We start from the raw sequence: 10,700 nt of genomic DNA on the forward strand, positions 1-10,700 counted from the left end.
GCGTGGCACATGCGAGCCAAGCTCCAGCCGCGGCGCGATGCGCAAGGACATGACATGGCCGATCTCGAAACCGTCCGCAGCGAACTGCTCGATAATCTGTTCGCCGCCTTCAACCGGCACGATGGCGCAGGCGTGATGGCCTGCATGACCGACGACATCGTGTTCGACGCGGCCGCAGGGCCCGACAGCTGCGGCCGTCGCATCAGCGGCGCAGCCGACGTACGCGCCGCGTTCGAAGCGACCTGGGGCGGCATGCCCGACGTCAGCTGGGAGTGCACGCGCCATACGGTGTTCGGCGATCGGGCCCTGTCCGAATGGATCTTCCGTGGAACTGCACCGGACGGCCGGCGCATCGAGGTGCAGGGCTGCGACCTGTTCGGCTTCCGCGGCGACAAAATCTGTACGAAGAGCGCCTTCCGCAAGGACCGCCCGCCGCAGCCGGCCACGAGCGCGAGTGCCGCGCGATGAACATGCATGCTTTGCCCACGGCTGCGTATGATCCCCATTACGACCCGCTGGTCGCCGACGGCCCGGGTCGCAACCGCGACTACGCTCCGACCTACTGGATCGCAACGGCTGGCACCCCTCCGGAGAGCGACGGTCCGATCACGACCGACACGACGGCCGATGTCGCCATCATCGGGTCGGGCTATACCGGCCTTGCCTGCGCGATCTTCCTGGCGCGCGAGCACGGCATCAAGGCGGTCGTGCTCGAAGCCAACCGCGTCGCCTGGGGTTGCAGCACGCGCAACGGCGGCCAGGCCCAGAATGCCTCGGGCCGCCTGACGCGCTCGCAATGGATCGAGCGCTGGGGGCTCGACGTCGCCCAGCGCATGCATGCCGAGGTGTCCGAAGGGTTCGAGGCCTTCGAGGAGCTGGTGCGATCGAGCCCTGTCGATGTCGAGCCGCAGCGCGGTGGGCACCTCTACGTCGCTCACCGCCAGCGCAATCTCGACAAGATCGCGGCGGAGTCGAAGGTGCTGAATGACGTGTTCGGCTACGCCTCGCGCGTCATCTCGCGCGAGGAATTGGCAAGCGACTTCGTCAATGAGGCCGAGGCCGTCGGCGCGGTGCACGAGCCGCTCGGAACCGGCGTGCATCCGGCCAAGCTCGCCTTCGGCTATTTGCAGATGGCGCGCGCGCTCGGCGTGCGGGTTCATACCGCAAGCCCCGTGACACGCATCGAGCAGTCCAACGGCAGATTCGTTCTGCATACGCCCGGCGGCGCCGTCAGCGTGAACGGCGTCGGCATCGCCACGGGGGCCTATACGTCGCTCGGGCTGACGCCGGAATTGTCGGGCCGCTGCATGCCGATCCTGTCGAATTCATTGGTGACGCGGCCACTCTCCGCGGCCGAGCTTGCTGCGACCGGCTTCAAGTCGCGGCAGGTGATCACGGACACGCGCACCTTGCGCTTCTACTACCGGTTGCTGCCGGACGACCGGGTTCAGATCGGCAGCCGAAGCGCCATCACCGGCGCCGATGCCACGCATGACCGGCACCTCCAGCTCCTGATCGACGGCCTGCACCGCAAGTTTCCCGCACTCACGGGCATCGAGATCGATTACTCCTGGTGGGGCTGGGTCGATGTCAGCCACGACATGATGCCGCGCATCGTGCGTCCCGATCCCAAGGCGAAGCTCGTCTATGCGCTCGGCTATGGCGGCAACGGCGTATCCTATTCGGCGCAGGCTGGCCGCCGCATGGCGCAGATGCTGGCGGGCCAATCGTTCAAGGGACAGGACCTGCCGATCTTCACCTCGCCGCTGCCGACGCATCCCTTCGCGCCGTTCCGACGCATCGGCCAGCGCCTGCTCTATCGCTGGTATCACCTGCGCGACGAAGCAAGTTGAGCCTCTCAAGCTTGATGCAACATCGATCAAGCGAGCTTGCGAGCAGAATTGACAGCTTTCATGGCACAGAGGCCTGCCTGATCTCCACGCGGATTGGTGTCGGATCGAAACCGTTGCAGGGATTGTTGACCTGCGGACAATTCGAGATCACGAACAACACGTCCATCTCCGCAGTGACGTCGACGTAGTTGCCGGCCGCCGAGGGGCCGTCCAGCACGGTGAAATTGCCGTTTGGGTCGATCGGCACGTTCATGAAGAAGTTCAGGTTGGAGACGATGTCGCGCTTGGTCAGGCCGTAGCGCGACAGCTCCAGGATGAAGTTCTCCCGACAGGCGTGCAGGTAGCGGGTCGCCTCGCCGAAGCGCACGGCATTGCTCTCGCACGAACAGCAGCCCGCCGAGGTGTCATGGCGGCCGCAGGTGTCGGCAGTGATCCGCGCCATCACCCGGCCGCGGTTGGAGATCAGCCGCGTCCCGAGCTCGAGATAGGCCGAGCCCTGGACACGCAACGTGTCCTGCGCGCTGTAGCGCTCGGCGGTGTCGTCGGCGGCATACATCAGCGCGTCCACCGCCTGCTCGCCCTCGCTGTCGATGATACGCAGCGTCTGGCCCTTGTTCAGCACCCGTGACCAGGGCTGCTCGGCGGGAATGTCGAAGACATAGACGATGCGGTCCGGATCGGTCGGCGACATGAGCGCTCCTCAGGCGAACAGCTGATCGGTGAAGGCGTAGGCGCGCGACGCTTCCGCTGATGCCGTGCGGCAGACGTCATCGGCCGCGGGCGGCGGCAGCCGATGCTGGATCAGGGTGATCGGCGCGCTCGCCACCGGCCGTGCCGGATCGAGCGGATGGGCGCAGTTGGAGACCGCGACGATCAGGTTCATCTCGGCGCGCAGATCGACGAAATCACCGGGTCGCTTGCGCGCGGCGTGCCAGACGAACCGCCCGGTCACGTCCGTCGTCACGGGCGCAAAGAAGGTCACGCAGGGCGGGATGTCGCGCACGCCCAGTCCGATCTTGGCAGCGGCGGAGATGAAGTTCGCCTGCGTGTTGCGCGTCACCTCGCCATAGGCCGCGAGCGTCGAGTCCGCGGTCGAGCCGCCGACCAGAAGATCGTGCGCACCTGAGGTATCCTCGATCACCGACAGCAGCACCCGTCCCATGTCCGACAGGATCATCCGGCCCTTCGACAGCGCTGCGCTCCATTGCACCTTCACCGTGTCGGCACAGTTGATCCGTTCGCTCGGATCCTCGGCGCGCCATGCCAGCAACGATACGCTCGAGCGCCCCTGATCATCGATGATGCGCAACCCCTCGCCGCGCGACAGCCGCACCGTCGTGTGCCAGCCGGGCGGCACCTGCTCGGTCTGGATGATCGCGTCCGGCGCAATCGGCGCACCGTCGAGCGCCGTCGGTGCAGGCAATTGCTTGAGCTCCTGCCCCGCCGCGCGAAGTTCCTCGTAACGGCGGCGGTTGGCGGCGGCGCGCTCCGCCTTGTTCCCTGCGCTCATGCTGATGTCACCGTGAAATGCGCCTCGACCGGCTGCCCCGCCTTGCCGTTGATCGGCAGGATGTCCTGCGGACAGGCCGAGAACGCGATCACCAGGTCCATCTCCGCGCGCAAGCGCACATGGCCGCCGGGAACGGGGCGCGGCGGCGCGGCAAAGCCGAGCGTGCCCTCGGCATCCCACGGAATGTTCATGAACAGGTTGAGCGGGCTCGGCACCTCCGGCGGCGTCAAGCCAAGCTCCGCCATGCCGGCAAACAGATTGTCGGTGCAATTGTCGTGGTGGCCCTCGTGTCCGAGGAACGCGTAGCGATGGCGGTCGCAGGCCGCGATCAGCGTGTCGTGGATGCCGCCCGAGGTGTCCTCGACCAAGGTCAGGATCGGCCGGCGCATATTGGTCCGGAGCACGTCGCCCGGCCGCGGCACCAGATGCAGCGAATGTGCCCGCGTGTGCTCGTTCGACATGAACTCAGACAGGTCGGCGCGGTTGAAGGCCCAGGTGTCGACCACCTGCTCGCCATGGGTGTTGATCACGGTGACCACCTGGCCTGCCCTGACGAAGGCCGCCTTGCCGCGCCGTGCCGGAATCTCGATCGGATCCATTGACCTCTCCCTCAGGGCTTGTAGGCGACCATGTCGATCTCGACGATGCCGCCGCGCGCCAGGTCGCAGACACCGATCGTGGTCCGGCCCGGCCGGTGCGCATCGTCGAAATGGCTCGAAAAGATTGCGTTCATCGGCGCGTAGTCGCGCTTGAAGTCGGTCAGGTAGATGCGGGCAAACACGACGTTCGCGAAGCTCATGCCGCAGCCCTTCAGCACGCGCGCGAGATTGTCCATCACCTTGCGGGTCTGCGCCTCGATACCGTCGGGCAGCGGCAGCGCGTCGTCGTCGGGATCGGTCGCCAGCTGGCCGGTGACGAACAGGAACGGGCCTGCCTGCACCGCATGGCTGTAGGGCGTGACCGGCTTCGGCGCATCGGGGAGCAGATGATAGATCGGATCCATGGCGTGTCTCTCCTCGTGTCGTTTCTGGTTCATCCGGCGGCATAGCGCTGGATGAACTGGCGCGCGCGCTCGGTATCCGGGTTGACGAAGAAGCGCTCCGGCGGCCCGGTCTCGACGACGCGGCCGCGATCCATAAACAGAATGCGGGTCGCAGCGTCGCGCGCAAAGCCCATCTCGTGGGTCACGATCACCATCGTCCGCCCCTCACGCGCGAGCTCGCGCATGACCACCAGCACCTCGCCGACCAGCTCCGGATCGAGCGCACTGGTCGGCTCGTCGAACAAGAGAACATCCGGCTTCATCGCCAGCGCCCGCGCAATTCCGACGCGCTGCTTCTGGCCGCCGGACAGCCGCGCCGGGAACACATCGCATTTGTCGGAGAGCCCGACCTTGGCGAGCAGCGCCATCGCCTCCTCGCGCACCTCGGCCACGGGGCGCTTCTGCACCTGCACCGGCGCCTCCATGAGATTCTGAAGGACGGTCAAATGCGGCCACAGCGCGAAATGCTGAAACACCATGCCGATCCGCGTGCGAACTCGCGACAGCTCGCGATCGGACATCACGACACCGCCATTGTTGATGCCGATGCGGTCGCCATTGAGATAGATCTGTCCGGCGTCGGGCCGCTCCAGCCAGTTGATGCAACGAAGCAGGGTCGACTTGCCGGAACCGGACGGGCCGAGCACGCAGACCGTCTCGCCACGCGTCACCGTGAAGCTGATGTCGGAGAGCACCTCCAATTCGCCAAAGCGCTTGGAGATGCCGGCGACGTCGAGCACGGCCATGTCGTCGGTCATCCCAGGTTCCTTTCAGCGCCGCGCCGCCGCCAGCCGGTCGATGCCGCTGACGGCGGCTTCGATCACCAGGCAGAGGCCCCAATAGAGGACCACGGCGGTGATGAAGGCGGCGAACGGCACGTAGTGGCGCGACTGGATCGAGCTTGCGGCATGCGTCAGCTCGGGCAACGCAATGATGGTGAGAAAGGCGCTGTCCTTGACGATCTGGATCATCTGGTTGCCGATGACGGGCCCTGCCGCGAGCAGCAGCGGCGGCAGGATGATGCGGCGGAACAATCGCGCCCCGGAGAAGCCGAAGGCGACACCGGCCTCAAGCGGCTCGCGCGGCTGTGCCGCCCAGGCGCCACGCAGGATCTCAGCAAGGTAAGCGGCGTGATAGACCGTCAGCGCCACCAGCCCGGAGCTCCAGTTGTCGAGCCGGATGCCGAACGAGGGCAAGCCATAGTAGACGATATAAGCGAACAGCAGGAACGGCACGCAGCGCATGCCGTCGACGAACACGCGCACGGTGAGCGCCAGCCAGCGCCGCTGCGACATCAGCGCCGGCGTCAGCACGAACGCGATCACGAGGCCTGCGATGGCCGACAGCACCGACAGGATCGTGGTATTGCCGAGCCCGCTCAGCAGCAGATCCCGCTCGCTCCAGACGATGGCGAAATCCCGGATCATGCCGCCTCGCTTGCGCGCTGGCGCTTCTCGATGAAGCGCTGCAGGGAGACGAGCGCGAACACGATCGGCGCATACATCGCGATGGCCACCAGGAACGGCGGCAGCGGCTCATAGGTCTCGGCGCCGATCCGCACCGCCGCGCGCGTGATGTCGACCACGCCCACGACCGCGAGCACGGGCGTTACCTTGATCAGCAGCGACATCTCGTTGACCAGGCCAGGAAGACTGACCCGCACGATCTGCGGCAGCACGATGCGGCGGAAGCGCAGGCTCGCATGCATGCCCACGGACTGCGCCGCCTCGTACTGCTCCTTGGGAAAATTCATCAGGGCGGCGCGCCAGACCTCGCAGTTGAACGCCGAGGTATTCATCACCAGCGCCAGGATCGCCGCCGACACCGGCCCGATTGCGATCCCGATATTGGGCAGCGCGAAGAACAACAGCAGCAGCAGGGTGACGAGCGGCGTCGCGCGCAGGACCGAGACGTAGACGGCCACGATCCGTGCGATCACCGGCACGTCGGCCCAGCGCAACAGCGCGAGACCCAATCCGATGGGAAGCCCGATCAGGATGCCGACGAAGGACAGCGTCACCGTGACCACGGCGCCCTGCAGGATGGCCAGGACGTCGGCCGTGCTCATGACCATCCATCCGCAGCGCCGCGCGGGGGCCGGCGCCCTGCACCGGCCGACCGCGCCCGCTGGAGGACCACGCGACCGTCAAGCGGACGGGCGCGCAGCGATCGCCACCCGCACATGAATTGCCCTCGCCGCGCCGTCAGAATTCCGGCTCGAACGTGACCGGCAGATCAGGGAAGGCTTCGCCGAACCACTTCTTCTGCAACTCGGCGAAGCGCCCGTTTTCCTTCTCCTTGGCGATGAAGCCGTTCAGGAATTCCACCAGCTCAGTATTGCCTTTCGCGACCGCCCAGGCCGGATACGACTTGCCGGAGACAGGCTGGCCGACCGCGAACACGTTCGGCTTCTCGGCGACCAGCGCCTTGATGTTGATGATTGTGTTGACGACGTAATCGACGCGGCCGAGCGCGAGATCCTGATAGGCTTCCGGATAGGAGGTGTATTCGACCACCTTGCCGAGCTTGCCGCCCTCCTTCTCCAGCATGTCCTTCAGCTCAGGCAAACGACCGAGCAGCGCGCTGCCGGCCTGAACGCCGACCGTCTTGCCGCTGAGATCCTTGATCGCGTTGATGCTCTTGTCGTCCTTGCGCTTGACGTAATAATGCGTCGCGTCGGCAATCGGACTGGTGAAGTCGAGCGACTTCTTGCGCTCCTTGGTGATGATCGCCGCGGTGATGGCGACGTCGTATTTGCCGGTGGAGACGCCGGCCAGGATGCCGGTCCAGGGCAGGATCTGCTGCTTGATCTCGAACGGCGCATATTTGCGCAGATCCTCGATCAATTCGTTGTCGAAGCCGGTCGGCTTGCCGTCCTTGACGAACTCGAAGGGCCGGAAGTCGTCCTCCGTGGCAACGATGAGGCCCCGCTTCTTGATCTCGTCCATGCTGCCGGCCTTGGCGGTGAACGCGGCCGGCAGCGTCAGCGCGGCCGCCAGCAGGGCCAGCGCGACGCGCCGCGACGGCGCCGACAGGCGGAGAAACGAAGGCTTGGTCATCTCACATCTCCTCATATGAAACTGATCAGTCGAAGCTGAAGCCGTGCGCGCGCAGATAGGGTGGGAAGGCCGCGCCCTCCGCCTTGGCGGCCTGACGCGCCTTGTCCTCCGACCAGCCGTAGAAGTCGGCCTCGCCGAACTCGGCATTGCCGCGCTGCTGGTCTTTCGGGATCGCGTGCCGGGCATGCCGCCGCCGGTCGTAATCGTCCAGCGCCGCGGGCAGCGCATCGTCGCCGTAGCGGTCGACATGCGTGGTGATGCTGCGCGGCAACCGCAGGCTGACATGGCCCTCCACAGCGGGATAACCGAGACACAACCCGGCGACCGGAAACACCATGTCGGGTAGTTCCAGCACCTTGCCGACCGTGTCGATCTCGTTGCGGATGACGCTGATCGGACAGGTTCCGAGACCGGCCGATTCCGCGCACAGGATCATGGTCTGCAGCGCCAGCGCTGCATCGACCGAGGCATTGAAGAAGCCTTCCAAGGTTCCGTTCTTGACGGGCTTGCCGCGCAGCTCGCCGATGCGCTGCAGCCGCCGGGCATCGCCCAGAAACACGAAGAACGCCGGCGACACTCCGATCCAGGGCATGCTCGGAAACAGTCTGCCGATCGCCGCCCGCTTCTCCGCGTCACGCACGCGCATGATCGAGGCCTGCTGGAAATCCGACTTGGCCGAGGCGCTCAGCGCGCAGGCGACGAGCAGATCGAGCAGCCCCTCTTCCGGCATCCGGTCGCTATAGCGGCGCACCGTCTTGCGGGACAGCACGCCGTGCAGAAATGCACTGGGCTCGGCGTCGCCGCCGTCGGGCCCGCCATCTCCGAAGCGTGTTGCGATCGCATCAGCATGTTCGGACATCACGACGCCTCTCCCGCGTCGCGCGCAACACACCGCGGCGCACGGACGCCATTGACCGGAGCAATGATCGGCGGATCGCGCCGCGGCAGACATCGCATCGCTCACTCCACACGCCGCGACATCGGTGTCGCCGCCCGGATTCATGTCGCTGCGACTTCCGCGCAGCTATCATTCGAAGCGTCAGCAAGGGACATGCCAAACGTCGGAGCGCCTTGCGCATCGGCGTTGGCGCACCGGGTCCCGCGACGACGTCCGGGGAAATAGAGCTACCAAATAGCTCGTTTGCGGACAAAACGCCGCGGTGCGGAAATGCGGAGCATGCTTCGTAGTTGCGGCGGCTGGCACCCTTACGGGGTACCGCGCTCCGGCGAGGCGCTGCTTTTCGGGCAGCACCATGCCCATTATCTAATCGGAGCTCATCGCCATCGGTTGCCGTCAGTCGGGCGACCTCGTCGCATTGAGCCTTTGCTCCTGTGCCTTGACGATCGTCTGCATCATGGCAATGAACCGCTTCTGATCGACCCTGGTCAGATCCGCAACCGTCGCGAGATGCGCCGCCCGTGCCGGCCGCTCGATCTTGCGCAGCAATGCCGCGCCAGACGGGGTCAAACGACAGGTCCGCGACCGTCGGTCGTGCTGTCCGACGCTGCGATCGACGAAACCCCGCGCCTGCAGCCGCTTCAGCGCGCCTGTCGTGGTGGTCCGGTCGAGGGCGATGTCCTGGGCCAGCGCCGTCTGATCGGCCGCTCCCCGTTTCGCCAGCGCCGTCAACAGGCTGTACTGCAACGGCGTGATCTCATAGGCGGCGCATTTCTCCTGGAACAGCGCGACGTGGATCTGGTGCAGCCGCCGGATCAGGTAGCCCGGACGCTCCTCGAGCGGCCAAGACGATCTATCGGCTTTAGGCTTGTTCCTTCCGGCCATCGAACGGCTCCCGCATAAGCGCTGATCACGTTGCATCAATTTGAAGCTGTCTATGGCACGGATCTTGATGTAATGCGAAGCATGCTTCGTAACTAAGTCGGCGCATCATTTGCGTTGGCTCGTCGAAGAAGGCTTTGACCGGGACGACCACGCGCCCCGGAAAGGAGACCTTGCATGTCCGTGAGCGCCTCGTTCGACCTCCTGCTGCGCGGTGGCCGCGTCATTGACCCCGCTTCCGGCATCGATGGCTTGAGAGACGTCGCCATCCGCAACGGCCGCATCGCGGCCGTCCAATCCGACATTCTGCCGACCAGCGCCAAGGACGTCATCGATGTCAGCGGCCAGCTCGTGCTTCCGGGACTGATCGACACCCACGCCCATGTCTATCAGTACGTCACCGGCCGCTTCGGCATGAACGCGGACATGGTCGGCGTGCAGTCGGGCGTCACCAGCCTGATCGACCAGGGCGGCCCGTCCTGCATGACCCTGCCCGGCTTCCGTCACTTCGTCGCAGATCAGGCGCAATCGCGCGTCTATGCCTTCCTGTCGGCCTATCTGGTCGGCGGCCTCGAGGGCCACTACTATCCCGATCTCTACCGGCCGGATTGCGTCGACATCGATGCGACGGTGAAATCGGCGGTCGCCAACCGTGACCTCGTTCGCGGCATCAAGGCGCATGCCGAGATCGGCGGCTTCGCGCGCTGGGGCATCCGTGTCATCGAGATGGCGGCCGAGATCGGCCGCCGCGCCGAGCTTCCCGTTTACGTCCATTTCGGCCAACTGTGGGGACTGCCCGCAAGCGGCACCAATGGCGAGGATGTCGACACCATCCTGGAGCGCGTGATCCCGCTGCTGCGTCCGGGCGACGTGCTGGCGCATCCGTTCACGCGGCATCCCGGCGGCTTCGTCAACACCAAGGGCGAGGTGCATCCGGTGATCCAGGCCGCGCTCGATCGCGGGCTCAAGGTCGACGTCGGCCATGGCAGCCATTTCTCCTACCGCCTGGCACGCAAGGCGATCGACGCCGGCATCGTGCCGCATACGCTCGGCGCCGACATCCACGGCTACAACACCCATGTGCCGGCGCCCGCGGGGACGCCGGACGAGCATGCCGACGACGAGAACCATCCATTCGCGGGCCAGGCCAAGTTCAGCCTCGTGCAGGCGATGAGCTCGATGGTCGCGCTCGGTCTGACCTTGGAGCAGGTCGTGCCGATGGTGACGTCGAACCCCGCCGCCATGCTCGGCCTGTCCGATCAGATCGGCGCGCTGCGCCCCGGGATGGCGGCCGATGTCAGCGTGCTCCGCGAGCAGCAGGGCCGTTTCGTGCTGCGCGACAACGAGAAGACCGAGGTGATCGCCGAGAAGCTGCTGCAGCCGGTGTTCTGCCTGCGTGCCGGCGTCCGCCACGATGCGACGGCCCCGATCCTGCCTGCAGCGGTCGCGGCCTGAC

13 protein-coding genes are annotated in these 10,700 nt (G+C 66.0%); 3 read left to right on the forward strand and 10 right to left on the reverse strand.

The annotated features are described in order from the left end of the window. The first annotated feature begins 54 nt into the window (after nucleotides 1-54). On the forward strand, nucleotides 55-468 hold the full coding sequence (locus ACQR1F_RS28320; protein WP_315805015.1) for a nuclear transport factor 2 family protein: 414 nt from the start codon (nucleotides 55-57) through the stop codon (nucleotides 466-468). Next, nucleotides 465-1,853 carry an NAD(P)/FAD-dependent oxidoreductase gene (locus tag ACQR1F_RS28325; protein ID WP_434914266.1) on the forward strand — a complete coding sequence of 463 codons (1,389 nt, stop codon included), beginning with the start codon at nucleotides 465-467 and terminating at the stop codon, nucleotides 1,851-1,853. The genes ACQR1F_RS28320 and ACQR1F_RS28325 overlap by 4 nt, the downstream gene beginning before the upstream one ends. Nucleotides 1,854-1,911: 58 nt before the next feature. Here the strand turns inward: ACQR1F_RS28325 and ACQR1F_RS28330 are convergent, their stop codons facing one another. The 10 genes from ACQR1F_RS28330 to ACQR1F_RS28375 all read right to left on the reverse strand — a co-directional run bounded on the left by ACQR1F_RS28330 (nucleotide 1,912) and on the right by ACQR1F_RS28375 (nucleotide 9,247). Beyond that, nucleotides 1,912-2,544, reverse strand: coding sequence for an urea amidolyase associated protein UAAP2 (locus ACQR1F_RS28330; protein WP_316182696.1), 633 nt, complete (start codon nucleotides 2,542-2,544; stop codon nucleotides 1,912-1,914). A gap of 9 nt (nucleotides 2,545-2,553) precedes the next feature. After that, the gene (locus tag ACQR1F_RS28335) at nucleotides 2,554-3,363 is read right to left on the reverse strand and encodes an urea amidolyase associated protein UAAP1 (RefSeq protein WP_434914267.1); all 810 of its coding nucleotides are present in this window, start codon (nucleotides 3,361-3,363) and stop codon (nucleotides 2,554-2,556) included. Next, nucleotides 3,360-3,962, reverse strand: coding sequence for an urea carboxylase-associated family protein (locus tag ACQR1F_RS28340; protein WP_315805019.1), 603 nt, complete (start codon nucleotides 3,960-3,962; stop codon nucleotides 3,360-3,362). Before ACQR1F_RS28340 ends, ACQR1F_RS28335 begins: the two co-directional genes overlap by 4 nt. A gap of 11 nt (nucleotides 3,963-3,973) precedes the next feature. Continuing rightward, complete coding sequence (locus tag ACQR1F_RS28345; RefSeq protein ID WP_257165825.1) at nucleotides 3,974-4,366, reverse strand: RidA family protein; 393 nt, start codon at nucleotides 4,364-4,366, stop codon at nucleotides 3,974-3,976. Between the two features lie 29 nt (nucleotides 4,367-4,395). Further along, complete coding sequence (locus ACQR1F_RS28350) at nucleotides 4,396-5,163, reverse strand: amino acid ABC transporter ATP-binding protein (RefSeq protein ID WP_434914268.1); 768 nt, start codon at nucleotides 5,161-5,163, stop codon at nucleotides 4,396-4,398. Nucleotides 5,164-5,175: 12 nt separating this feature from the next. After that, nucleotides 5,176-5,832 carry an amino acid ABC transporter permease gene (locus ACQR1F_RS28355; protein ID WP_316182685.1) on the reverse strand — a complete coding sequence of 219 codons (657 nt, stop codon included), beginning with the start codon at nucleotides 5,830-5,832 and terminating at the stop codon, nucleotides 5,176-5,178. Continuing rightward, entirely contained in the window at nucleotides 5,829-6,473 is a 645-nt protein-coding gene (locus ACQR1F_RS28360) for an amino acid ABC transporter permease (RefSeq protein WP_316218580.1), read from the reverse strand. The genes ACQR1F_RS28355 and ACQR1F_RS28360 overlap by 4 nt, the downstream gene beginning before the upstream one ends. Before the next feature lie 136 nt (nucleotides 6,474-6,609). After that, nucleotides 6,610-7,464 carry a transporter substrate-binding domain-containing protein gene (locus ACQR1F_RS28365; protein ID WP_434889941.1) on the reverse strand — a complete coding sequence of 285 codons (855 nt, stop codon included), beginning with the start codon at nucleotides 7,462-7,464 and terminating at the stop codon, nucleotides 6,610-6,612. Between the two features lie 25 nt (nucleotides 7,465-7,489). Further along, on the reverse strand, nucleotides 7,490-8,323 hold the full coding sequence (locus tag ACQR1F_RS28370) for a nitroreductase family protein (protein WP_434914269.1): 834 nt from the start codon (nucleotides 8,321-8,323) through the stop codon (nucleotides 7,490-7,492). A 435-nt stretch (nucleotides 8,324-8,758) separates the two neighbouring features. Beyond that, nucleotides 8,759-9,247 carry a MarR family winged helix-turn-helix transcriptional regulator gene (locus ACQR1F_RS28375; RefSeq protein ID WP_434914270.1) on the reverse strand — a complete coding sequence of 163 codons (489 nt, stop codon included), beginning with the start codon at nucleotides 9,245-9,247 and terminating at the stop codon, nucleotides 8,759-8,761. A 174-nt stretch (nucleotides 9,248-9,421) separates the two neighbouring features. Here ACQR1F_RS28375 and ACQR1F_RS28380 point away from each other — a divergent pair, with 174 nt between their 5' ends. Then, the gene (locus ACQR1F_RS28380; RefSeq protein ID WP_315805027.1) at nucleotides 9,422-10,699 is read left to right on the forward strand and encodes an amidohydrolase/deacetylase family metallohydrolase; all 1,278 of its coding nucleotides are present in this window, start codon (nucleotides 9,422-9,424) and stop codon (nucleotides 10,697-10,699) included. Nucleotide 10,700 lies beyond the last annotated feature (1 nt).

It is taken from the genome of Bradyrhizobium sp. HKCCYLS3013 (assembly GCF_051167615.1).
GTDB lineage: Bacteria > Pseudomonadota > Alphaproteobacteria > Rhizobiales > Xanthobacteraceae > Bradyrhizobium.

Bases quoted from the DNA above. Each gene is read 5' to 3' on its own strand.
- ACQR1F_RS28320 (WP_315805015.1), top strand. From the start codon at position 55: ATGGCCGATCTCGAAACCGTCCGCAGCGAACTGCTCGATAATCTGTTC.
- ACQR1F_RS28325 (WP_434914266.1), top strand. From the start codon at position 465: ATGAACATGCATGCTTTGCCCACGGCTGCGTATGATCCCCATTACGAC.
- ACQR1F_RS28330 (WP_316182696.1), bottom strand. From the start codon at position 2,544: ATGTCGCCGACCGATCCGGACCGCATCGTCTATGTCTTCGACATTCCC.
- ACQR1F_RS28335 (WP_434914267.1), bottom strand. From the start codon at position 3,363: ATGAGCGCAGGGAACAAGGCGGAGCGCGCCGCCGCCAACCGCCGCCGT.
- ACQR1F_RS28340 (WP_315805019.1), bottom strand. From the start codon at position 3,962: ATGGATCCGATCGAGATTCCGGCACGGCGCGGCAAGGCGGCCTTCGTC.
- ACQR1F_RS28345 (WP_257165825.1), bottom strand. From the start codon at position 4,366: ATGGATCCGATCTATCATCTGCTCCCCGATGCGCCGAAGCCGGTCACG.
- ACQR1F_RS28350 (WP_434914268.1), bottom strand. From the start codon at position 5,163: ATGACCGACGACATGGCCGTGCTCGACGTCGCCGGCATCTCCAAGCGC.
- ACQR1F_RS28355 (WP_316182685.1), bottom strand. From the start codon at position 5,832: ATGATCCGGGATTTCGCCATCGTCTGGAGCGAGCGGGATCTGCTGCTG.
- ACQR1F_RS28360 (WP_316218580.1), bottom strand. From the start codon at position 6,473: ATGAGCACGGCCGACGTCCTGGCCATCCTGCAGGGCGCCGTGGTCACG.
- ACQR1F_RS28365 (WP_434889941.1), bottom strand. From the start codon at position 7,464: ATGACCAAGCCTTCGTTTCTCCGCCTGTCGGCGCCGTCGCGGCGCGTC.
- ACQR1F_RS28370 (WP_434914269.1), bottom strand. From the start codon at position 8,323: ATGTCCGAACATGCTGATGCGATCGCAACACGCTTCGGAGATGGCGGG.
- ACQR1F_RS28375 (WP_434914270.1), bottom strand. From the start codon at position 9,247: ATGGCCGGAAGGAACAAGCCTAAAGCCGATAGATCGTCTTGGCCGCTC.
- ACQR1F_RS28380 (WP_315805027.1), top strand. From the start codon at position 9,422: ATGTCCGTGAGCGCCTCGTTCGACCTCCTGCTGCGCGGTGGCCGCGTC.